This is a genomic window from Xanthomonas sp. NCPPB 1325, from assembly GCF_041477645.2.
Classification (GTDB): domain Bacteria; phylum Pseudomonadota; class Gammaproteobacteria; order Xanthomonadales; family Xanthomonadaceae; genus Xanthomonas; species Xanthomonas cannabis.
Genome location: NZ_CM192985.1, coordinates 664,050 through 685,610 on the forward strand (window position 1 = coordinate 664,050; position 21,561 = coordinate 685,610).

Below are 21,561 nucleotides of genomic sequence, written 5' to 3' on the forward strand. Positions count from 1 at the left end.
GTGGATTGAGAATCTTCTGGCCTCCCGCTCCACCCGCTATAGCCGCTATCGATGGCCGGCTTTGGGGAGCAATTGCTGTGTTTATGGCAATCGATCTCGCGGTATTGCGGCCTTGGCTATGCTGGATCGGGCAGTGCAATGCTTGGCCATGAGCGCCTGCATCAGGGGTGTCTCATGACTGCTGATGTTGTCGAAGATGAAATGGATCTGGCGAAGGCTGAACTGAGTGTCGAGCATGTCTCGGAAGCAGCCTACGAACTGCTGGTGTGGCGCGCGGTGGCCTTGCCCCAATACTTCATCTGTGCAGGTATTGAGCGAAGCGAACAGGGGCGTATGCTTCTACGCCTGTAGTCGAATCAGTAGCTTTCAGCGTACCTGAGCGGTAGCGGCAGCATACGATCCTTGCGATCAAGCGCCTGGATCACCGTCTTTTTAATCTATGCAAAATACTGCTGCGTGCAGATCCAGGCCGATCACGTAGGCGGCTTTGGTCTCGAGCTTCAGATCATCGGAGGCCATTGGGTCGTACGCCGATGCGGGTGCCCTTCACATTTGCGCCATATGGGCTGCACAGCCGAGAACGAGACATCGCCAAATTCTGTCGCCAGCTCTCAGCTGCCCCAGCAGATCGAGCCGTCTTTTGGAAGACACTTTAGCGTGCGACTGAACACAAGTGATTCCAGTGCGGCCGTGGAGGTTTTCGGCACACGGCCTGAGTGAAGCGAGAACAATCTAGCCGATCTCTACTACGGAAAGCCACTATGAACTTGGAGATGAATGCATCGTTACAGGCAAGGTCTACACGAATATCGACTAGCCGCTCACCGTCGCTTCGAAACAAAACGCAGCGTGCCGGGCGCGGCAAAGCGACAATATACCGTGACTGCGACGAATTATCGACTTAACCGCGCGCGCTGTTCGATTATTAGGTCGGTATTTGCGTGTATAAATAGTGATATAAAAAAATTAATTATAACTTAATTATTCAGTGAACTAATGCAAGTAGACCGTTAACGCAAAGTCATAGCCACGTAGCGCACATGCTTGTGCGGCCTACGTTAGATAAAAATATCTTAACTGTCTTAACAGGCCTGCTAAGGTATCGGGCATTTTTTTGCTGCTGCTCTATTTGCGTATATGATAAAAAAAGCGATCACGCTTTTATTGTCATCCCCTGCGGACGTAACGCTGGCATAATCTTTTAAGCAGCAGATAATATATTAAAGTGCCTAATGAAATATATAAATATAGTGATGAACCGGTTAGCTAAACTGGTGCGCAGATAAAGAGTTTCTTTGTGAAAAATTTGGGCGTCCTTCGTTGCATCTGGGATTTTTCCTGGATTTTTTTTGCACCGCTTTCGCGGAACATTGGGTCGTACTTTTGCTCTTTGCTAGAGCGTGTTGTGCAAGTTGAGATGCGATGTATGGTCGTTGGCGGCGCGGGTGCAGTATGGCAAAGGCTTGAAAGGCGCCAAGATAAGAGGGGTAAAGCATGTATTGCCCTGGCACATCGGAATCTGCATCGCATTCGCCCCGAAGGACGCGCTGTCTAATTTGAGATAAAAATGGATATGGTCGGAATCGAAGCAATGAATTTGTATGCGGGTGTTGCCCGTCTGAACGTGGCGACGCTGGCCCGGCATCGCGGCCTCGACATGCGGCGCTTTGAGAATTTGCTCATGAAAGAGAAGACCGTCGCGTTGCCGTACGAAGATCCTGTGACGTTCGCCGTCAACGCGGCGAAGCCCATCGTCGATGCGCTAGCGCAGCGCGAGCGCGACCAGATCCGGATGGTGATTACCTGTACCGAATCGGGTTTCGACTTCAGCAAGTCGATGAGCACGTATTGCCACGATCTGCTCGGACTCAGCCGTCATTGCCGGATGTTCGAGATCAAGGGCGCCTGCTATTCGGGCATGGCGGGTCTGCAGACGGCGGTCAACTTCGTGCTCTCGCAGACGTGCCCCGGTGGCAAGGCACTTGTGCTTGCGACCGACGTGTCGCGCTTCATGGTCGAGGAGGGTAGCGACGCGCTGTCGGCAGACTGGTCGTTCTCCGAGCCGAGCGGCGGCTCCGGCGCGGTTGCGATGTTGGTCAGCGATCAGCCGCACGTGTTTCAGATCGATGCCGGTGCCAATGGCTATTACGGTTTTGAGGTGATGGACACCTGCCGTCCGGCGTCGGACACCGATGCCGGCAACGCCGACTTGTCGCTGCTCTCATATCTGAGCTGCTGCGAGAATGCGTTCCTCGACTACCGCGAGCGCGTCGCCGACGCGGATTTCGCGACGACCTTTGAGTACCTGGCGTTCCATACACCGTTCGGGGGCATGGTCAAAGGCGCGCATCGGACGATGATGCGCAAGCTGGCGATGGCGAAACCGCCTGCAATCGAGGCGGACTTCGAGCGGCGCGTGGCGCCGGGCCTTGCGGACTGTCAGCGCGTCGGCAACATCATGGGCGCGACCGCCGCATTGTCGCTCGCGAGCACGATCCGACATGGCGATTTCGTAGAACCACAGCGCGTCGGCGTGTTTTCGTACGGGTCCGGTTGCTGCTCCGAATTCTTCAGCGGCGTTGCGACGCAAGAGGGCGCACGCCATCTTGCGGCGCTTGAGATCGGCGAAAGCCTCGACCGGCGCTACGACCTGACGATGGCGCAATACGACACCCTGCTGGAGCACAGCCGCGAGATTCGCTTCGGCACCCGGAATCTCGACTCTGACGCCAGCTTCATCGCGCAGGCGCGCGGCGTGCATGCCAGGCCGACGCTTTTCCTGAAGGCAATTCGCGATTTTCATCGGGAATACGAATGGGTCAGTTGAACGGAACATGGCCCAACCTGCGCGTCCGGCTGGACGATGGCGTCTGCCGGATGCAGATCGATCGGCCGGATACCGGCAATGCGATCGATGCGCATCTGGTCGGCGAAATGGCGGACGTGCTCGATCGCGTCGAAGCGACGGCGCGGATCGTCGTGCTTGAGGGGCTGCCCGACGCATTTTGCGTCGGGATGGATTTCGCGCAGCTGGACGCGCGGCGTGCAGGCGGCGCACCGCCGGCGGCGCCGGATCCGGCGCCGCTCTACGATCTGTGGCGGCGGCTCGCGGACGGCCCCTATATCAGCATCGCGCATGTGCAGGGACGTGCGAACGCGGGCGGTGTCGGATTCGCCGCCGCCTGCGACGTCGTGCTTGCAGCGCCAACTGCGAGCTTCAGTCTCTCCGAGCTGCTGTTCGGCTTGATGCCGGCCTGCGTGCTGCCGTTTCTGATCCGTCGGGTGGGCTTTGCGAAGGCGCACTACATGACGCTGACGACACAGCCCGTCGACGCCCGGCAAGCGCGCGACTGGGGGCTCGTCGACGTCTGCGATGCGAACAGCGACGATCTGCTGCGCCGGCATTTGCTGCGCTTGCGGCATCTGCAAAAGGACGCGATCGTCCGCTACAAGCGTTACGCGGCGTCGCTCGACGACAGCCTCGCTAAATCCCGTGCGCCGGCGCTTGCCGCCAATGTCCAGGTGTTCGGCGACGCGGCCAACCTGGACGGCATCTCGCGCTTCGTAAACGCCGGCAGGCTGCCGTGGGAACGCGACTGACGCCGGATGCACGGCGGCCGCGCGCCTGATCTGCCGCATCCACGCATGCTTCGCTCATTGATACTTCAACCAACGCGAGAGAAGAGCCATGAGTCAGCAACATATTCTGGAAGTGATTATCCGCCACGTGCGCGACGTCGTTCCCGGGCTGGAAAATCACGTGTTCACGCCGGGTGATTCGCTGCGCGAAATCGGCGCCAATTCGATCGATCGAGCAGACATCATCATGATGACGCTCGAATCGCTGTCACTGAGCATCCCGCTCGTCGACATGGCCGGCGCGCAGAACATCGGCGAAATTGCGGATATCATCCATGCAAATGGGTGAATCACATGCCCCAATCATCAGCGGCGTCGGCGTGGTGTCGGCGATAGGTCAGGGCAGCACGGCGTTCGCCGATGCACTGTTCCAGGGACGCCACAGCTTCGATGTGATGCGTCGGCCTGGGCGGCAGTGGTTACTGGACGGCAAGACCCAGGGCACCCGATTCCTCGGTGCCGAAATCGGCGAACTGATGATTCCGGAGACCATCCCGCGCGGTCCGTTGCGTACTGCGTCGTTGTCCGCGCAGGCGGCGCTCGCGGCGCTGCATGAGGCATGGTGCGACGCACGCCTCGACGATGTCGCACCGGAGCGGGTCGGCCTCGTTGTTGGCGGCTCCAACGTGCAGCAGCGCGAACTCGTGCTGCTGCAGGACGCCTATCGCGAACGCATCCCGTTCCTGCGTCCGACCTATGCGATGTCGTTCATGGACACCGATTTGTGCGGACTGTGCTCGGAAATGTTCGGCATTCGTGGTTTCGCGCAGACGGTGGGGGCCGCCTCCGCAAGCGGCCAGATGGCGGTGGTGCAGGCGGTCGACGCGGTACTGTCCGGACGTGTTGATGTCTGCATTGCGCTCGGCGCGTTGATGGACCTGTCGTACTGGGAATGCCAGGGGTTCCGCTCGCTCGGCGCGATGGGGTCCGACCGTTACGCTACGCAGCCGGCGCGCGCGAGTCGGCCGTTCGATGCCGACCGCGACGGCTTCATCTACGGCGAGGCGTGCGCGGCGCTCGTGATCGAGCGCGATGGCGCGCGGCACCGCGACGGTGTGACGCCTTATGCGCGCATCGCCGGCTGGAGTCTCTCGCTCGACGCGAACCGCAATCCCGATCCGTCGCTTGACGGGGAGATCGCCACGATCCGTGGCGCCCTCGCGTGTGCCGGTCTCGATGCGCGCGACATCGACTACGTGAATCCGCACGGCAGCGGCTCGCTGGTCGGAGACGTCATTGAACTGCAGGCGCTACGCGAGTGCGGACTTGCGCATGCTTATCTGAACGCCACTAAGTCAGTCACTGGACACAGCCTGACCGCCTCCGGCGCAGTCGAGCTGGTTGCCGTGCTGTTGCAAATGCGCGCTGGACGCCTGCATCCGACGCGCAATCTCGATTGCCCGATTGCGCCAGATTTAAATTGGGTGCGGCAGGAGCCGATATCGCACGCTATCCGATACGCGCTGAATCTCAGTTTTGGTTTCGGAGGCATCAATACTGCTGTGTGTGTGAGTCGCTACGACGTCGCCGCCATTAACTCTTTCCAGGAGCAAGCGCTATGAAGGTATTCATGTTTCCGGGCCAGGGCTCGCAAGCTAAAGGTATGGGTCGCGAGCTGTTCGATCGGTTCGTCCACCTAGCTGACGAAGCGAGCGAGGTGCTAGGCTATTCGCTTCGCAGCCTGTGCGTCGACGATCCGCGCGGTGAGCTGAAGCAGACGCGCTTCACGCAGCCAGCTTTATATGTCGTAAACGCACTTTCTTATTACGCGCGAATCGAGGATGGCGCGAGCGCCCCGAACTTCTTGATAGGCCACAGTCTCGGCGAGTTCAATGCGCTGCTCGCGGCCGGATGTTTCGATTTTGTGACCGGCCTGAAGCTGGTCCAGTATCGCGGCGAGTTGATGGCGCGCGTGTCGAATGGCGCGATGGCCGCAATCGTCAATGCAGATAAGCCGACCATCGAGAGGATTCTCGCCGAGAACCAGCTGACGAAGGTGAGCCTCGCGAACTACAACACGCCTTCGCAGATAGTGATCTCGGGCGCTGCCGACGAGATCGCGAAGGCGCAAGCGCTGTTCAGCCAGAATCCGATGCGTTACTACCCGCTCAACACAAGTGGCGCGTTTCACTCGTCTTTCATGCGTCCGGCACGCGAAGAGTTCGCGCGCTTCTTGAAGTCGTTCCGTCTGAACGCGCCGCAAGTGCCTGTGATCTCGAATGTATCCGCGCGTCCGTACGAGCTGTCCGGCATCGACGAGTGCCTCGCAAACCAGATCGACAGCGCTGTGCGCTGGTCCGAGGGTGTCCAGTATCTGCTTGGCATCGCCGAGCGCTGCGGTGAGAGCGTTGAATTCGAAGAATTAGGGCACGGCGACGTGCTGTCACGCTTGGTAAATGCAATCCGGCAGCAAACACCGCAGGGCGCGGCTGCGCCCGCCATCGCGATGGAGAGGGACGCAATTGGTGACGCGTCTGGTCGTACGGATTCGACAGAATCGCGGACTGCTGAGGATAAAGTTGCAGAATGGAACCGCCGCTATACTGTCGGCACGCGCGTGACTTCGCGGTTGCCAGATTACCGGGACTTGACTACGCGGACGGAGGCGATGCTGCTGTTCAAACATCGTGCAGCAGTCTATATGAACGGTTATCACGGCTATTTCGATCTCGACGATCTTACCGCCGCTTGAATGCTTGTCTTGATCAATCCGTCGTCGTTTTCGGGAAGCATCCAGGTGTCCAAATCACGCGTCACATTTTTGTTTTCCGGACAAGGTTCGCAGTCGTTTCAGATGGCGCGCCCACTTTACGAACGGAACCCGGTATTCCGCAAATGGATGGATTTGCTCGACGACGTCGCAAGCGAATTGGCCGGTGAGTCGATTCTGGCAACGCTTTACCATCGCGACCACGCTCGGACTCAGTCGTTTTATCGCACGCTGCTGAGCCATCCGGCGATCTACATGACCGAATACTCGCTCGCGCGCACGTTGATCGCTGCGGGGGTTGAACCCGATGCGACTCTCGGCGCGAGCCTCGGCACCTTCGCGGCGGCAGCGGTGGCGGGATGCATCGATGCGCGCGACGCGCTCGCGGCAGTCATCCGCCACGCACAAGCGCTCGAGGCGAGCTGCGCGCCCGGTACTATGATCGCTATTTTTGCGGAAGCAAGCGTGTTCGATGATGCGAAGCTAGGGCGACATTCCGAACTCGCGGCGCTAAATTTTGACGGGCATTTTGTAGTTGCTGCGACGCTGGCAGGCGCAGTTGAGGTCGAACAGATCCTGCGGAAACGTCAGCTCACATTTCAAAGGCTACCTGTTGAGTTTGCTTATCACTCGCGCCATGTCCGTGCTGCTGAATTGCCACTTAAGGTCGCGCTAGATAAGATGGAAGTGCGCGAAGGTAATATGCCGGTGGTGTGTTGCGCAAGCGCTGACCCTGCTAAGCCAATGAGCCATGCACATTTTGTCGCCGCAGTGCGCGAGCCCATCTATTTTGGAAAAGCGATTGAGCGAATGGAACTTTCTGGTCATTACGACTATATAGATGTGGGACCGTCTGGAACGCTTGCCACGTTTGTAAAATACGCGATACCTAGCGCCACCTCACGTACTCATACGATATTGACAATTCAAGGCAATGACCTCGAACGGCTTGCTCATGTAATCTCGCGATTCACTGCACACAACGCGTTCGTTGCTTGACGTGTGAGATGAAATCATGCGAAAGGTGTCTCGGATTGACGATCAGCGACGGGCAATTGAGCTATGGTGCGCTACGCCTTCGCAAATCGATGAATCACTTATGAGCGAGTATCGAAAATTGCTCAGTGAAACAGAGCGTGCGCAAGAAATGCGAATGTATTTTAACCGTGATCGATGCCGTTATCTTGTAACGCGTGCGCTAGTGCGGATTGTGCTTTCGAAGTACGCACCGGTAGCACCAGAAGATTGGGTTTTTGCGTTATCTCAATATGGAAAGCCAAGTATTAGTAGGCCACACTCGTTCGCTGCTGATATTTCGTTCAATATAACGCACGGTGGTAATTTAATAATTATCGCTGTTACGCGTGGAATTGATATTGGTGTAGATACAGAAAGTATATCTTCACGTTTGGCTCCTTTGGGGGTGCTAAAAAGTAGTTTCTCGAGTTCGGAAATATCCAGCATATTATCTTTGTCAGAAGATGAGAAAAATCAAAGATTTTACGAACATTGGACGCTCAAAGAGGCATATGTAAAGGCGCGTGGGCTGGGTACCTATATCCCTCTAGAAGCCGTTGATTTCGATTTAAAAAAAGAAGGATTGATAGAATTAAAGGTCGATCCAATATGGTCGGATCAATCTTCTCGCTGGTATCTATGGCAGCTGTGGCCAGATGATGAACATGTGGTCGCCGTGTGTGCGGAGAATCTAGGAACGGACCCGCCGAAACTATCTATGACATCGATAGTGCCATTTTTAAAGGAAGTTCCGTGTTCCTACCGACTGACACGCGTATCTGCATTGCCTAAATTTTAGCTTTTATGGATTATTGCTTTGGATTAATGCTGAATCAGTATGTAAGTTGCATCTAGGTATTATGATCTAGCTAATGTTAAATAAATATTTTATGCGGATAATATAGTTATCAGTGTTGAGATAAGCTTTTTGATATTAACATGATTTTAATCAGTCTATGTTATTAATCAGCATTGTTTAATAAGTTGCTCGGGGCGCGCAGAATCGCAAGGCCCGGTGCTTCGTTTGAGCAGCGAGTTCCAGGGTCATTAGCTAATAGAGGTTTCGGCCTGATTTGGCGCCTGGGAATTCGCTTGGGACGCGTAATTTCGGGCGAATTCTTCAGGGGTTTTCCATGCCAGTGCAGTGTGGGGTCGCTCCTGATTATAGAAGCGCCGCCACTGCTCGATTTTGCTTCGTGCGTCGGCCAGTGACAAGAACCAATGCGCATTGAGACACTCCTGCCGCAGGCGTCCGTTGAAGCTTTCCACCAAGGCGTTATCGGTGGATGTGCCACGCCGGGTGAAGTCCAGCTCCAACCCGTTGTCGTAGGCCCGGCGATCCATGACCTTGCCGGCAAACTCACGTCCATTGTCCACCTTGATCGCCGCAGGCTTGCCTCGCAGGGCCACTAGCCGCGTCATCGCATCGGCAACGTCCTGGCCCCGACGTCCCCCCAATTTTGAGTAGCACCTCAGTTTGGAGTCCAATTCCCTACCCCAAGGAGATTGGACGTGAGGAAGCGTTTTTCCGAAGAGCAGATCATCGGCTTCCTGCGCGAGGCCGAAGCGGGCATAGCGATCAAGGACTTATGCCGGCGGCATGGCTTCAGTGAGGCCTCGTACTACCTGTGGCGCAGCAAGTTCGGCGGCATGAGCGTGCCCGACGCCAAGCGGCTCAAGGACCTTGAGGCCGAGAACGCGCGGCTAAAGAAGTTGCTGGCCGAGCAGTTGTTCGAGAATGACCTGATCAAGGATGCTTTGCGAAAAAAGTGGTGAGCGCACCGGCGCGTCGTGCGCTGGTGCGCGAGTGGATCGGGCGTGGTGCCAGCGAGCGTCGTGCGTTGGCGGCGATCGGCATGAGCGCCAGCGCGCTGCGCTATTGCCCACGTCAAGACCGCAATGGCGAACTGCGCGAGCGCATTCTTGCGTTGGCGCATCGCCATCGCCGCTACGGCGTGGGGATGATCTATCTCAAGCTGCGACAGGAAGGACGCCTGGTGAACTACAAGCGCGTGGAGCGGTTGTATCGCGAGCAGCAGCTACAAGTCCGGCGCCGCAAGCGCAAGAAGGTACCGGTTGGCGAGCGTCAGCCGCTGCTGCGACCAGCGCAGGCCAACCAGGTGTGGTCGATGGACTTCGTGTTCGACCGCTCCGCCGACGGCCGAGTGATCAAGTGTCTGGTGATCGTGGACGACGCAACGCACGAAGCGGTCGCCATCGAGGTGGAACGCGCGATCTCCGGGCACGGGGTTGCGCGCGTGCTGGATCGGTTGGCACACAGTCGCGGCCTGCCGCAGGTGATCCGCACCGACAACGGCAAGGAGTTTTGCGGCAAAGCGATGGTTGCCTGGGCGCATGACCGGGGTGTGCAGCTACGGCTCATCCAGCCGGGCAAACCAAACCAGAACGCCTACGTCGAATCGTTCAACGGCCGGCTGCGCGACGAATGCCTCAACGAGCACTGGTTCCCGACGTTGCTGCATGCGCGCACCGAGATCGAACGCTGGCGACGCGAATACAACGAGGACCGACCCAAGAAAGCAATTGGCGGCATGACGCCGTCCGCTTATGCCCAACATCTGGCAAACACCGATATCATCAACCCCGGACTCTAAACCCGACCGCTACTCAGGGCGGGGGGACGTCGGCCCCTTTCAACGACTGGTCCACAACGATCTCCAGGCACTCATGCGTGAAGTGATCGACCACCGTCAGCGATCGGAAGCGGCGTCCATCGAACAACGCGTCACTGACGAAATCCATGCCCCACAGTGCGTTTGGTGCAGTGACAACTTTCACCGGTTGACGGCGCCGTGCGCTGCGACTGCGGCGCGGCCTGCAATGCCTTAAAGACAGGCCTCCCTCTTTGTAAATGCCGTGTACGCGCTTGTAATTGTCCCACCATCCTTCACGACGCAACACCACAAAAACGCGCTCACACCTGTAGGCACGCGCGTCTGGGTGATCTCACGCATCCGCAGCCGAATGGCGCTGCAATCGCGCGCCTTGGCCTTGTAGGAAAACGCAGAGCGCGACATCGCCATGATCCGCAGCGCATGCCGCCCGCTGACCCCAAAGCGCTCACGGAGCTGGCCTACCCAGGTGCGTCGCTGGGCAAGCCTTAGATTTTTTTTTAACGACTCCCTGCAGCATCGCTTATCCAAGCTCAGGTCGGCCAACAGCTGCTTCAGCTTCCGATTTTCCTCTTCTAGTTGCCGCAATCGCTTGAGCTCAAAGGGGGCTAGGCCGCCGTACTTCTTGCGCCAACCGTGAAACGTGGCCTCGGCAATTCCCATCTTCCGACAGATCTCGCCGACCGCCATCCCCAACTCAGCCTGCTTGAGCGCGTAGGCAGTCTGCTCCTCGGTAAAACCTGACTTCTTCATCGCTTGAGTCCTCGTGATGACGGGGGCCCATGTTGGCGAAGTCTCTACTTTACGATCCGCCTGTTCTTAGGGGGGAGGGGGGTGGGGGCAGCATTGGAAGAAGACATTGCTTACTTCACGTGTTGTACTTGCATCTTCAGGCAGCCCTTGTACCTACTGCACCTTGTGCGTAGGTTTCTGCAATTTTTGGAATCTGCTGACCACCTAGCTTGGTGATGTGGAGACAATTCAGAGTGGTCGGGACACCGAATTTTAAGGTAACTAATTGCATCGCTAATCTTTCTTACTTGGCACCGGATTTTTCCCAGATGAAAGATGGGGTCGAACGGAATATTTTTAGGCGGTGCCACGGGAAAAATTGCAAATTTCAGAACAAAACTACCAAATATAAATTAAATAGTTATCGCTATTTTTTTATCAAAAAAGGATTGCTAAATTGAAAGTTTTTGACACGAATACTACCTCGCGGCGGGCGGGCATTAATAGTCAAGTCATAGAAGAATCATTGCGGGGGATAGTCATCGATCCAGGCCGACCAAGAGCATATCCAGAGTTTTCAAAGAAGTTATCTCACCTTCCGGGGAGAAAAGGAATCTTCCCGGCCATTTCTACCGCCATATCAATACGACGTGAGGGCATTGATTATTTCAGAAAACAACGCGAAGCCTACGGCGACATTTACCGCGATTGGCTTGGCCCCTATCAGACAGTCGTCGTCACAAACCCCGACATCATCGGCGAAATTCTTCGAAATGAAGACAAGTTATGGTCCTCGGGCATGGCCATCGGAAAAATAACTGAAGGCCTCAGCCTCGACGTTCCTCCATATAAACGACGCTATCTGCTGGGACTAGACTTCGACCATCACCAAAACGCGCGAAAACTGGTGCAGTATGCCTTCAGCGGAACAGCGCTACAAGGCTACAGTTCAATTATTTACTCAAGCTTCGATGAGGATATCGGCGGCTGGCAGCAGCTTAGCACTGTCGGCTTCAAGCAAGAAATAAAGCATATTCTCTCAAAATTGTCGGCGCGTCTGTTCCTTGGAATTTACGATGAGCGAGATGCGAACCTGATACTGGATACGACAGACGCTTTTTGGAAGGCACTTGTCTCGTTAATAAAAAGCCCCTCCCTCAATCCTAAACGCCGAAGAGCTCTCGAACTCAGAAAGGCATTGCGTGATCAGATATTCTCGTTAATTCCCGCTAGACGCGCGCAGCCGGGAGCCGATTTTCTCAGCTATCTCTGTTCTATTGACGAACGTCTTGAAGACTGGGATGACTGGGAGCTTGTGGATCTGATTCTTGGAGTCATATTTCCGTCTTTTGACACTACAGCACTGGCCTTATCCAGCATGTTTTACTTGCTCGCAACCAATCAAGAATGGCAAGAACGTTTACGAGTAGAGGCCATGCTTTTGCCGGAGGATTTCAGCTTGGTTGATCTTGCGGAGATGGTTGCGACAGAGTGGGTATGGAAAGAAACGTTACGTCTGTATCCGGTTTCTCCATCTTTGCAAAGAACCTCTCTTCGGTCTACGCGACTGGGGGCATACGATATCCCGGCAGCAACTCTAGTAACGCTGTCCATAGGGCAGTTAGGCTTCCTGCCCCAATACTGGGATAAACCGGCGCACTTCGATCCTGAGCGGTTCTCGCCAAATAGGGCTGAAGATAGGCGACACAAGCACATTTACATGCCTTTCGGATCCGGCCCCCATCGCTGCATAGGCGCGCAATTTTCGTCTATGGAAGTTAAAATCTTATGCGCGGCCATTCTCCGACGCTACCGGGTCGAGCTTGACCGGCCCTACGATGGAAAGCATCAAATCTCGCCATTAGGCGCTGTATCCGGGGATGTCTCGTTAAAACTGAAGAAATTATAATCCGCTTGCGTTTGCTTCCTTGTGGGGATTGAACAGACAACCATCCTATCGGAGCTTCGGCCAACATCGCTGAGTGATGCAGCGTGTGCGCTTGCGTGGTGTCCGCCGCGTCGGTCGCGATTGGGTTGTGGCCAAAGAATTAGCATAACCCGCGCATTCGCACCGGTACTGCGGATACGGCGACAAAGCCGCATTGTCGACTCCCCTTAATTCAGTGCCAGCCAAAACTAGAGGTCTGTGGCTGATGTTGATCACGGAACTCGGCGGGTGTTAGCCCGCCCAGGCTGTCGTGCGGGATCTGCTGGTTGTAGTCGGCCAGCCAGTGTTCGGTCTGTTCGCGAACCTCACTCAGCGTGCGGAAGATGTGCATGTCCAGCACGCCGCGCCGGTAGCTGCCGTTGAAGCGTTCGATGAAACCGTTTTGCATCGGCCGTCCCGGCTCGATGAAGTCCAAGGCGATTCCCTTGCGCTCGGCCCACTCGGCCAAGGCCAATGCGACAAATTCTGGTCCGTTGTCCAAACGAAGCTTGTTCGGATAGCCGCGCCAGGCCGCGATGCGTTCCAAGGTGCGGATGACGCGCGCGGCCGGAAGATTCAAGTCCACTTCGATCGCCAAGGCTTCCCGGCTGAAGTCGTCGATGACATTGAACGTACGGAAGCGTCGACCATCCCACAGCGCATCGGACATGAAGTCGATCGACCATCCGGCATTGGGGTGTGCTCCGCATGCCAACGGCCGTGGATGGCGCGTCGGGACCCGGCGCTTGCTGCGACGACGTTGATTGAGCTTCATCAGGCAGTACACGCGCCACACCCTTTTGTGATTCCACACATATCCGCGACGGCGGATGATCTGAAAAAGCTTTCCAAAACCACGCTCGGGAAAGCGCTCGGCCAATTCGGAAAGCAGCGCAATGACCTCCTCGTCGCGATCGGGGCGGCGCCGATAGCGCGCTGTCGAGCGAGCCACGCCAACAACCGCACAGGCCCGGCGCTCGCTCCAGCCATGCTGCTCGACGAGCCAGGCAAGAAGCGGGCGTTTGTGCGCCGGGTCTACAGCTTTTTTGCGATGACATCCTTCAATGCATGGTTTTCCATCGCGAGCTCGGCGTACATGCGTTTGAGCTTGCTGTGCTCGGTCTCCAGGTCGCGAAGGCGCTGCACATCAGCGGCCTCCATGCCACCGTACTTGGACTTCCAGACGTAGTACGTCGCATCGGAAATACCCAGCTCACGGCACACATCCTTGACTTGGCGGCCGCCCTCAACCTGCTTCAGCGTGGCGACAATCTGGCTCTCGGTGAACTTGCTCTTGCGCATCGTTGGTCTCCTTGGTGGCTAGTGTGCCCGGAGACCTCTAACTATGGATGGACCAATTTTACGGGGAGTCGACAATACGAAGCAGGACTTCCCTTGCTTCGCGTTGGGCGCTCCGCATTGCAGTGCCAGCTTAGGATGCAGGTAATGATGAAGAGCAAGGTCGAATTGGTCTACTGCATCAAGGTTGTAGCCAAAACCGCCATGGAGGGCATCGTCAAATTCACGGTGGCGGCGACTTGCCCTAACTGCAGTGATCTCTTCGATCACTGATCGGTATAACCAACGTTACCTCTCACAAGGCCCGGCTCGTCCGGGCCTTGTGCATTTATGCCCTCAACTACTAGGAATCGACAATGCACTTGCTTGAATCAATGGCCTATATCGGCCAAAAGCCCTGGCATGGGCTAGGTAATCAGCTCACTCGACAGCAGCCTATCGAGACATGGAAACAACAGGCCGGAATGGATTGGAAGATCGAGGAGTCGGAGGTTCGATACATCGCCGGTAGCCAAAACATGGGAGCAATCAGTGCGTTTCCTGGGCGACGTCGTGGGAACAAGGCCCTCTACCGCTCTGACACCAAAGCGCCTTTGGCAGTGGTTTCGAAGCGATTTCAAGTCGTCCAGCCAGGGGAGATCCTGGAGTTCTACCGGGATCTGACGGCGAACAACGGATTTGAGTTGGAGACGGCCGAGTCCTGCGTGAGGGCGCAAATTTTGGGCGTTGGCGCGAACCGGGTAGAGTGTTTTGCTTCGGGGCAGGGACAAAGTAAATGGCTATCTTCTGCTGGCCACTGCCGGTGATGGGACACTGGCTACGACGGCTCAATTCACTTCCATCCGGGTGGTCTGCAACAACACGCTAGCTGTTGCATTGGGAGATAGTGGTGGCGCCATCAAGGTGCCGCACCGAAGCCACTTCGATCCGTACCTCGTCAAGCGTCAGCTTGGAATCACGGTTTCAGCCTGGGGCGGTTTCGTAGACCGAATGGAAGCACTGTGCGAATCTCCAGGAGATCCAGACGCTGCTGATGCTCTGCTGCGCCGTGTGTTGACCTACGCCACTCCCACTGCGGCGCAGGTGGTCAACGAACAGGCAGTGGCTAAAGTGCGCGCGCTGTATGAGGGCAATGGGCGAGGATCCAAGCTTGCTTCCAGCCGAGAAACGGCTTGGGGTCTGCTCAACGCCATCACAGAGCATGTTGATCATCATCGACGTGCTCGAAGTGATGACCATCGTCGGGATGCGGCTTGGTTTGGGCAGGTAGCCAAGATCAAGCAGCGCGCGTGGGAGGAAGTGATGGGGACGTCTCCGTCCTTGTCGAATCTTGTGGTTGAGTAGGGCGCCCTGGCCAGCGAGGATGGCCGGTCGCGCTAGTTCATCGAGCCCCCTGCGGCGTCTCTCCCCTAACGGGCTTCCATCGTTCCCTCGGTCCGCTCGGCTGACGCCTCTGGCCCGGCTTCCAGTTTCGGGCCTGCGCGCTCCGCTTGCCGTACGGTCAGCGCAAGGGGATGGTCGTTGCCATGTCCAGTCGTCTTCCCTGAGTTCATCGCCCGCGACGGTCAGGAGCCGTCAAGGCACGCACGGCTGGGTCCTAGGCTGCGCCTGCGGACCGCACCACCTCGCTCGACCGCCGCATCCAGATGCTGTGCACTGCGATGGGGCTACTGATCGCCACTGCGCTCGAAGATCCCAAACATGCTGGAGACGTTTGTCCCTGCGACCAGAGGATTCAGGAAAGCAGCGATGTGCAAGGTCGCGTCACCGAAACAGCCCTGACGATGCGGACGCATTTACCACCGCCCAAAGCGAAAGCGTAGCCCACGGGCTACGCTTTCGCTTTGGGCGGTGGATTGCGACAAGCCGTGGTTATGATGATCAAGGGATTTGCCCGCTGTGCCGCCCCCGGGCTTACTGCCGCGAAGCGCCTATGCGGCACATAATTCATAAGTGGCGAGGAACCGTCGGAATCTGGCCTAACCTGTTGCCACAAAAGACCTTTCGCCCCACTGCATGTCTGCATGAAAGACTTGACAGCAGACATTTTTTCAAGCCCGAGTGACGGTCCTGTGCCCACGGGTAGTTACAGATGCAAGTTCGAAAGCTCGAGCGAGCCCGTGCGAAGATGTGCTCCGGCGTTGCTTACTCCTCCAGCAGCTCGGGTATCAGACAAGTTTGAGGGTATCAGGGCGGGTATTAACAAGCAGTTTTGGAATTGACTGCTTTCAAAAACAAATAGATAGGCCTGATATGTTGCTGATGCTCGATAACTACGACAGCTTCACCTACAACCTTGTGCAGTACCTGCAGGCGCTGGGCGCCGAGGTGACGGTGGTGCGCAACGATGCGATGAGCGTCGACCAGATCGCCGCGCTCAGGCCCGAGCGCATCGTGATCTCGCCCGGTCCGTGCACGCCGAACGAGGCCGGCATTTCGCTGCAGCTGATCGAACAGCTGGGGCAGACCACGCCGATCCTGGGCGTGTGTCTGGGCCACCAGAGCATCGGTCAGGTGTATGGCGGCGATGTGATCCGTGCGGGCAACATCATGCACGGCAAGACCTCGCCGATTCGCCACGAAGGCAAGGGCGTGTTCGCCGGCTTGCCGGACAGCTACGAGGCCACGCGCTATCACTCGCTGGTGGTGGACAAGACCACTCTGCCGGACGCGCTGGAAGTCACCGCCTGGACCGAAAATCCGGACGGCTCGGTGGAAGAGATCATGGGCCTGCGCCATCGCCAGTTTCCGGTGGAAGGCGTGCAGTTCCATCCCGAGTCGATCCTGACCCAGCACGGTCATGCACTGCTGAAAAACTTTCTGCAGCGTTGATCGCGATGGTTTTCGCGCACATGGCCGTCATCGGCGCAGCTTGCATCGGCATCCACGCACCAGTGGGGAGCGCGGCTGTCTACGAGACGCTACGCCGCCGCTCGCAGACGCATGCAACCAGCGCCTTTCCTACCCAGTAATGCCTGCGCGCGTCGCAGTCACCAGAGATCGCTTCACGATGAATCAGCCCGACGACAACGTCCATTTCTATGAGCCTACCCAGGGCCACGGTCTGCCACACGATCCGTTCAATGCCATCGTCGGCCCGCGACCGATCGGCTGGATCGGCTCGCGCAGCGCCGAGGGCATTGCCAATCTGGCGCCGTATAGCTTTTTCAATGCCTTCAACTACACGCCGCCGATCGTCGGCTTTGCCAGCATCGGTCGCAAGGACAGCCTGCGCAATATCGAGGCCACTGGCGAATTTACCTGGAACCTGGCGACCCGCCCGCTGGCCGAAGCAATGAACGCCAGCGCGGCGATGGTGCCCTCCGAAGTCGACGAATTCGATCTTGCCGGCCTGCAGATGGCGCCATCACGCCTGATCGCTGCGCCACGGGTTGCCGCCAGCCCGGTGAGCTTTGAATGCCGGCTCAGCCAGCTGCTGCCGCTGCAGACCGCCACCGGCCACGCCATCGAGACCTGGTTGGTGCTGGGCGAGGTCGTCGGCGTGCATCTGGCGGCGTCGGCACTGCACGAGGGCATCTACGACCCGGCCGCGGTGCAGACGATTCTGCGCGCAGGCGGGCCGGCCGACTACTACGAAGTGCAGCCGCAGGCGCGCTTTCGCATGAAGCGTCCAGGCCAATGATCGCCACAGGTGCAGCTGCTTGGCCTTGGTACATCTGCTAGCTTCCGCGCGTTCCCACACTGATCGAGCGCGGCGCACGTCGCCTGCGTAGCCACCCATCACGTTCTGCCACGGTTGTTCCCATGCCCATCACACCGCAAGAAGCCCTGCAGCGCACCATCGAACACCGCGAAATCTTCCACGACGAAATGGTCGAGCTGATGCGGCAGATCATGCGTGGCGAGGTGTCGGACATGATGGTCGCCGCCATCCTCACCGGGCTGCGGGTCAAGAAGGAAACCATCGGCGAGATCGCCGGCGCCGCTACCGTGATGCGCGAGTTCTCGCGCCGCGTAGAGGTGAGCGATCGCCAGCACATGGTCGATATCGTCGGTACCGGCGGCGATGGCTCGCACACCTTCAATATTTCCACCTGCGCGATGTTCGTGGCTGCGGCCGGTGGCGCGAAGGTGGCCAAGCATGGCAACCGCAGCGTGTCGTCCAAGTCCGGCAGTGCCGATGCGTTGGAAGCGCTGGGCGCGGTGATCGAGCTCCAACCCGAGCAGGTGGCGGCCTCGCTGGCGCACACCGGTATCGGCTTCATGTATGCGCCGGTGCATCACCCGGCCATGAAGGTGGTGGCGCCGGTGCGTCGCGAAATGGGCGTGCGCACCATCTTCAACATCCTCGGCCCGCTGACCAACCCCGCTGGTTCGCCCAACATCCTGATGGGCGTGTTCCACCCGGATCTGGTCGGCATCCAGGCGCGTGTGCTGCAGGAACTGGGCGCCGAGCGCGCACTGGTGGTGTGGGGCCGCGATGGCATGGACGAGCTTTCGCTCGGCGCCGGCACCTTGGTGGGCGAACTGCGCGATGGCCAGGTACGCGAGTACGAAGTGCACCCGGAAGACTTCGGCATCGCCATGTCGGCCAGCCGCAACCTCAAGGTGGCCGATGCTGCGCAATCGCGCGCGATGCTGCTGCAGGTGCTGGACAACGTGCCCGGCCCCGCCCTGGACATCGTCGCGCTCAACGCCGGCGCTGCGCTATACGTGGCCGGTGTGGCCGAGAGCATCGCAGACGGCGTCGTGCGCGCCCGCGCGGTGCTGGCCGATGGCTCGGCGCGCGCGCGGCTGGACGGCTATGTCGCCTTCACCCGCCAGATCGCCGCATCGGCCTGACCATGCACCTGCCAGCACTGCGCCGGCCATCACACCGCGGCATCCTCACCAGTGCGCAGGCATGCTGTGCAGGTGGGCGCGCAGCGACGGTGCGGTGTCGCCGTCTTGACCGATAATGCCCGCCCGCCAGGACCCGATACGATGAGCGACATCCTCAACACCATCCTTGCCCGCAAGGCCGACGAAGTGGCCGAGCGCAGCGCGCGCGTGCCATTGGCAGAGCTGGTCGCGCGCAGCGCGGATCTGCCGTCCACGCGCGGTTTTGCCGCCGCCATGCAGGCCAGCATCGCCGCCGGCGACCCGGCGGTGATCGCCGAGGTGAAAAAGGCCAGCCCGTCCAAGGGCGTGATCCGCCCGGACTTCCACCCGGCCGACATCGCGGTCAGCTACGAATTCGGTGGCGCCAGCTGCCTGTCGGTGCTGACCGACGTGGATTTCTTCCAGGGCGCCGATGCCTACCTGCGCGAGGCGCGGGAGGCCTGCACGCTGCCGGTGTTGCGCAAGGATTTCACCGTCGACCCGTACCAGGTCTACGAGGCGCGCGTGCTGGGGGCCGACTGCATCCTGCTGATCGTCTCGGCACTGGAGGATGCGCAGCTGGCCGACCTGTCCGGTCTAGCCATGCAGCTGGGGCTGGACGTGCTGGTGGAAGTGCACGACATCGACGAGCTCGAGCGCGCGGTGCAGGTGCCGGTGCCGCTGATCGGCATCAACAACCGCAACCTGCGCACCTTCGAGGTGTCTCTGCAGACCACCCTGGACATGCGCGCCGCAGTACCGCGCGACCGCGTCCTGGTCACCGAGAGCGGCATCGTCACCCATGCCGACGTGCAGCTGATGCGCAGCCACGGCGTGAACGCGTTTCTGGTCGGCGAGACCTTCATGCGCGCGCCCGAACCCGGCGAGTCGCTGCGTCAGCTATTCTTCGCGCATGACTGAGTCGTTTCCCGCACCGCGCGACGATGCACCGCTGGTGGTCTTCGACTTCGACCACACGTTGTACGACGGCGATTCCGGCAGCCATCTGTTCGCCTGGCTGATCAAGCGCAACCCGTTGCGCCTGCTGGTAGCGCTGCTGGCATCGCCCATTCTGGGGCCGATGGTGGCGATGTTGCCCACCCGCCGGCGCGGCGTGTCCGGCTACGTCTGGATCGCCACGTTCGGCCTGCACCGCGCGCGCGAGTTCAACCGGTTCATCGACGCCTACGTGCTCAAGCATGAAGCACAGATCCGGCAGCGCCTGCTGCCCCACGCCTTGAAGGTGTTCACCGACCATCGCGCCGCCGGTGACCGCGTGGTGGTCGCCACGGGGGCGCCGCCCGAGCTTGCGCGCGCCATTCTCGGCTTTGTCGCCCATCAGGATGTACCGGTGATCGGCAGCCTGGTCGGCCCGCGCCTGGGTGCGGTCACCGCGCGGCGGCACTGCCACAACGAAGAGAAGATGCGCATGTTGCGCGAGCGCGGCTACGCCGACATTGCCATCGCCTATTCCGACAGCACGGCAGACCTGCCGCTATTGAAGGCGGCCCGCGCGCCGGTGGTGGTCAATCCCAAGGCCAATCGCGAAGCGTTGTTCCGCCAGGTGCTGCCTGCCGGCACGCCGATCCTGAACTGGGGTTGCCGCGACCGCGGCGGCAAGGCGCTTTAAGGCCCGCTTGTTTCTACACAGCGGGACGCGATGCACATCTGAGGGCTCGCAAGCCCAAGCCATGCAGCACCGCGTCAAGCACAGGCGTAAGCAATGAGCAGACGCAAGCAATGAAACCAGCGTGTCGCGGCGGCGACAGTCAGCGCCACCGCAGCGGCTCGCGAAGGCGCAGCCACCAGTGCAAGCACACGTCCATGCACAGACTGCGTTGGCCTGCACTACTGACGAGGCGCAACGTACGCACTGCGCACCAGCTCGACACGAGCTCCGCGCAGCGGTGTGGGGGGCGCAAGCATCAGCCCGCTACAGCCTGGATTGCATCAGCCCGGTTTGCCGTTCCGGAAACAACGGTCGGTGCGACCTCCGCACCGACCGTGGACCGCTGGCGGTTTCTCAGCGCGTGCCGTACAGCACGACGGTCTTGCCGCGTGCATGCAACAGGCCGTCGGCCTGCAGCTTCTTGAGCACACGGCCGGCCATTTCGCGCGAGCACCCGACCAGGCGTGCCAGCTCCTGTCGCGACACCCGCAGCTGCGTGCCCTGCGGGTGGCTCATCGCCTCCGGCTCCTTGGACAGATCGTGCAGGGTGCGCACGATGCGGTCGGTCACGTCCAGGAAGGCCAGGCGGCTGGCTTTCCTTGTGGTGTCGAGCAGCCGTTTTGAAAGCTGAACACCCAGTGCGTACAGGATGCGCGGTGCATCCGGTGACAGGCTGGTCTGGAACAGCTGCTGCAGGCGCTCGTAGCTGATCTCCGCCAACTCGCACTGGGTGCGGGTACGCAGGATCACTTCGCGGGTATCGGATTCGATGAACAACCCCATCTCACCGACGAACTCGCCGCTCCCGAAGTAGCCCAGCACCAACTCACGATCGTCATCTTCTTCGGCAATGATGCTCACCGAGCCGCTGATGACATAGTAGAGGGTGCCGGCCGGGTCTCCTGGCCGGAACACATCGGTCCGGGTCGGATAGCGCCTGCGGTGGCTGTGCGCCAGAAAACGCTCGATGGTGCCCGCGTCCAGCGCCAGGGAAGGGGTAGCGTTACGTACCGTCGTAGTCACAACCGTCGTGTTTCCTGGGCTCATGGTAGTTCCGCGTGTAATTCCCGAAGCTTAACGGCATGAGTCATGCAAGGTAAACCATTCTCAACAT

General features: G+C 58.9%; 20 protein-coding genes and 2 pseudogenes. 18 read left to right on the top strand and 4 right to left on the bottom strand.

Features of this window, described 5'->3' with window-relative positions:
- Window positions 1-174: 174 nt before the first annotated feature.
- From ACCQ10_RS02600 to ACCQ10_RS02635, 8 genes are all read left to right on the top strand, one after another.
- Window positions 175-351 (top strand): hypothetical protein, encoded by a 177-nt coding sequence (locus ACCQ10_RS02600; protein ID WP_372362121.1) that lies wholly within the window; start codon window positions 175-177, stop codon window positions 349-351.
- A 1,216-nt stretch (window positions 352-1,567) separates the two neighbouring features.
- Complete coding sequence (locus tag ACCQ10_RS02605; protein WP_372362122.1) at window positions 1,568-2,827, top strand: hydroxymethylglutaryl-CoA synthase family protein; 1,260 nt, start codon at window positions 1,568-1,570, stop codon at window positions 2,825-2,827.
- Window positions 2,815-3,600 (top strand): enoyl-CoA hydratase/isomerase, encoded by a 786-nt coding sequence (locus tag ACCQ10_RS02610; protein ID WP_372362123.1) that lies wholly within the window; start codon window positions 2,815-2,817, stop codon window positions 3,598-3,600. The genes ACCQ10_RS02605 and ACCQ10_RS02610 overlap by 13 nt, the downstream gene beginning before the upstream one ends.
- 88 nt (window positions 3,601-3,688) lie before the next feature.
- Window positions 3,689-3,928: an acyl carrier protein gene (locus ACCQ10_RS02615; RefSeq protein WP_372362124.1), complete on the top strand. Its 240-nt coding sequence runs from the start codon at window positions 3,689-3,691 to the stop codon at window positions 3,926-3,928.
- Window positions 3,915-5,201, top strand: coding sequence for a beta-ketoacyl synthase N-terminal-like domain-containing protein (locus tag ACCQ10_RS02620; RefSeq protein WP_372362125.1), 1,287 nt, complete (start codon window positions 3,915-3,917; stop codon window positions 5,199-5,201). Before ACCQ10_RS02615 ends, ACCQ10_RS02620 begins: the two co-directional genes overlap by 14 nt.
- Entirely contained in the window at window positions 5,198-6,331 is a 1,134-nt protein-coding gene (gene fabD, locus ACCQ10_RS02625) for an ACP S-malonyltransferase (RefSeq protein WP_372362126.1), read from the top strand. Before ACCQ10_RS02620 ends, fabD begins: the two co-directional genes overlap by 4 nt.
- 9 nt (window positions 6,332-6,340) lie before the next feature.
- Window positions 6,341-7,348, top strand: coding sequence for an acyltransferase domain-containing protein (locus ACCQ10_RS02630; protein ID WP_372362127.1), 1,008 nt, complete (start codon window positions 6,341-6,343; stop codon window positions 7,346-7,348).
- A 100-nt stretch (window positions 7,349-7,448) separates the two neighbouring features.
- Window positions 7,449-8,165: a 4'-phosphopantetheinyl transferase superfamily protein gene (locus ACCQ10_RS02635; RefSeq protein WP_372362128.1), complete on the top strand. Its 717-nt coding sequence runs from the start codon at window positions 7,449-7,451 to the stop codon at window positions 8,163-8,165.
- 248 nt (window positions 8,166-8,413) lie between these two features.
- Here the strand turns inward: ACCQ10_RS02635 and ACCQ10_RS02640 are convergent.
- Window positions 8,414-8,818: pseudogene (locus ACCQ10_RS02640) on the bottom strand (integrase core domain-containing protein); the annotation flags it as partial.
- 60 nt (window positions 8,819-8,878) lie between these two features.
- Between ACCQ10_RS02640 and ACCQ10_RS02645 the strand changes: the two are divergent.
- Window positions 8,879-9,981, top strand: a protein-coding gene (locus ACCQ10_RS02645) for an IS3-like element IS1389-B family transposase (RefSeq protein WP_372362129.1) whose coding sequence is annotated in 2 segments (ribosomal slippage) — window positions 8,879-9,137 and window positions 9,137-9,981 — 1,104 coding nt in all. Because the reading frame shifts where the segments join, the coding sequence is not laid out codon by codon here.
- Between the two features lie 25 nt (window positions 9,982-10,006).
- Here the strand turns inward: ACCQ10_RS02645 and ACCQ10_RS02650 are convergent.
- Window positions 10,007-10,752: pseudogene (locus tag ACCQ10_RS02650) on the bottom strand (transposase); the annotation flags it as partial.
- A 436-nt stretch (window positions 10,753-11,188) separates the two neighbouring features.
- Here ACCQ10_RS02650 and ACCQ10_RS02655 point away from each other — a divergent pair.
- Window positions 11,189-12,640, top strand: a complete 1,452-nt coding sequence (locus ACCQ10_RS02655; protein WP_372362130.1) for a cytochrome P450 — start codon at window positions 11,189-11,191, stop codon at window positions 12,638-12,640.
- Window positions 12,641-12,851: 211 nt separating this feature from the next.
- On the opposite strand, the gene ACCQ10_RS02660 is transcribed toward ACCQ10_RS02655, so the two are convergent.
- A protein-coding gene (locus ACCQ10_RS02660; RefSeq protein WP_372168540.1) for an IS3 family transposase occupies window positions 12,852-13,960 on the bottom strand; the annotation gives its coding sequence in 2 pieces (ribosomal slippage) (window positions 12,852-13,699 and window positions 13,699-13,960; 1,110 coding nt in all).
- A 144-nt stretch (window positions 13,961-14,104) separates the two neighbouring features.
- Here ACCQ10_RS02660 and ACCQ10_RS02665 point away from each other — a divergent pair.
- The 8 genes from ACCQ10_RS02665 to ACCQ10_RS02700 all read left to right on the top strand — a co-directional run bounded on the left by ACCQ10_RS02665 (window position 14,105) and on the right by ACCQ10_RS02700 (window position 20,408).
- On the top strand, window positions 14,105-14,230 hold the full coding sequence (locus ACCQ10_RS02665) for a hypothetical protein (protein WP_372362131.1): 126 nt from the start codon (window positions 14,105-14,107) through the stop codon (window positions 14,228-14,230).
- Window positions 14,231-14,313: 83 nt separating this feature from the next.
- Window positions 14,314-14,763 (top strand): DUF932 domain-containing protein, encoded by a 450-nt coding sequence (locus ACCQ10_RS02670; protein ID WP_372362132.1) that lies wholly within the window; start codon window positions 14,314-14,316, stop codon window positions 14,761-14,763.
- Window positions 14,708-15,301, top strand: coding sequence for a DUF932 domain-containing protein (locus tag ACCQ10_RS02675; protein ID WP_372362133.1), 594 nt, complete (start codon window positions 14,708-14,710; stop codon window positions 15,299-15,301). Before ACCQ10_RS02670 ends, ACCQ10_RS02675 begins: the two co-directional genes overlap by 56 nt.
- Window positions 15,302-16,210: 909 nt before the next feature.
- Complete coding sequence (locus ACCQ10_RS02680; protein WP_039413282.1) at window positions 16,211-16,789, top strand: anthranilate synthase component II; 579 nt, start codon at window positions 16,211-16,213, stop codon at window positions 16,787-16,789.
- 178 nt (window positions 16,790-16,967) lie between these two features.
- Entirely contained in the window at window positions 16,968-17,600 is a 633-nt protein-coding gene (locus ACCQ10_RS02685) for a flavin reductase family protein (protein WP_372174040.1), read from the top strand.
- 122 nt (window positions 17,601-17,722) lie between these two features.
- The gene (trpD, locus tag ACCQ10_RS02690) at window positions 17,723-18,760 is read left to right on the top strand and encodes an anthranilate phosphoribosyltransferase (RefSeq protein WP_184553261.1); all 1,038 of its coding nucleotides are present in this window, start codon (window positions 17,723-17,725) and stop codon (window positions 18,758-18,760) included.
- 141 nt (window positions 18,761-18,901) lie between these two features.
- On the top strand, window positions 18,902-19,699 hold the full coding sequence (gene trpC, locus ACCQ10_RS02695) for an indole-3-glycerol phosphate synthase TrpC (RefSeq protein ID WP_372362134.1): 798 nt from the start codon (window positions 18,902-18,904) through the stop codon (window positions 19,697-19,699).
- The gene (locus tag ACCQ10_RS02700) at window positions 19,692-20,408 is read left to right on the top strand and encodes a haloacid dehalogenase-like hydrolase (protein WP_047693412.1); all 717 of its coding nucleotides are present in this window, start codon (window positions 19,692-19,694) and stop codon (window positions 20,406-20,408) included. Before trpC ends, ACCQ10_RS02700 begins: the two co-directional genes overlap by 8 nt.
- Before the next feature lie 393 nt (window positions 20,409-20,801).
- On the opposite strand, the gene crp is transcribed toward ACCQ10_RS02700, so the two are convergent.
- Window positions 20,802-21,494: a cAMP-activated global transcriptional regulator CRP gene (gene crp, locus ACCQ10_RS02705; protein ID WP_029218612.1), complete on the bottom strand. Its 693-nt coding sequence runs from the start codon at window positions 21,492-21,494 to the stop codon at window positions 20,802-20,804.
- Window positions 21,495-21,561 lie beyond the last annotated feature (67 nt).

Excerpts from the sequence above, each read along its gene's own strand:
- ACCQ10_RS02600 (WP_372362121.1), top strand. The coding sequence starts at position 175 with ATGACTGCTGATGTTGTCGAAGATGAAATGGATCTGGCGAAGGCTGAA.
- ACCQ10_RS02605 (WP_372362122.1), top strand. The coding sequence starts at position 1,568 with ATGGATATGGTCGGAATCGAAGCAATGAATTTGTATGCGGGTGTTGCC.
- ACCQ10_RS02610 (WP_372362123.1), top strand. The coding sequence starts at position 2,815 with ATGGGTCAGTTGAACGGAACATGGCCCAACCTGCGCGTCCGGCTGGAC.
- ACCQ10_RS02615 (WP_372362124.1), top strand. The coding sequence starts at position 3,689 with ATGAGTCAGCAACATATTCTGGAAGTGATTATCCGCCACGTGCGCGAC.
- ACCQ10_RS02620 (WP_372362125.1), top strand. The coding sequence starts at position 3,915 with ATGCAAATGGGTGAATCACATGCCCCAATCATCAGCGGCGTCGGCGTG.
- fabD (WP_372362126.1), top strand. The coding sequence starts at position 5,198 with ATGAAGGTATTCATGTTTCCGGGCCAGGGCTCGCAAGCTAAAGGTATG.
- ACCQ10_RS02635 (WP_372362128.1), top strand. The coding sequence starts at position 7,449 with ATGAGCGAGTATCGAAAATTGCTCAGTGAAACAGAGCGTGCGCAAGAA.
- ACCQ10_RS02665 (WP_372362131.1), top strand. The coding sequence starts at position 14,105 with ATGATGAAGAGCAAGGTCGAATTGGTCTACTGCATCAAGGTTGTAGCC.
- ACCQ10_RS02670 (WP_372362132.1), top strand. The coding sequence starts at position 14,314 with ATGCACTTGCTTGAATCAATGGCCTATATCGGCCAAAAGCCCTGGCAT.
- ACCQ10_RS02680 (WP_039413282.1), top strand. The coding sequence starts at position 16,211 with ATGTTGCTGATGCTCGATAACTACGACAGCTTCACCTACAACCTTGTG.
- ACCQ10_RS02685 (WP_372174040.1), top strand. The coding sequence starts at position 16,968 with ATGAATCAGCCCGACGACAACGTCCATTTCTATGAGCCTACCCAGGGC.
- trpD (WP_184553261.1), top strand. The coding sequence starts at position 17,723 with ATGCCCATCACACCGCAAGAAGCCCTGCAGCGCACCATCGAACACCGC.
- trpC (WP_372362134.1), top strand. The coding sequence starts at position 18,902 with ATGAGCGACATCCTCAACACCATCCTTGCCCGCAAGGCCGACGAAGTG.
- ACCQ10_RS02700 (WP_047693412.1), top strand. The coding sequence starts at position 19,692 with ATGACTGAGTCGTTTCCCGCACCGCGCGACGATGCACCGCTGGTGGTC.
- crp (WP_029218612.1), bottom strand. The coding sequence starts at position 21,494 with ATGAGCCCAGGAAACACGACGGTTGTGACTACGACGGTACGTAACGCT.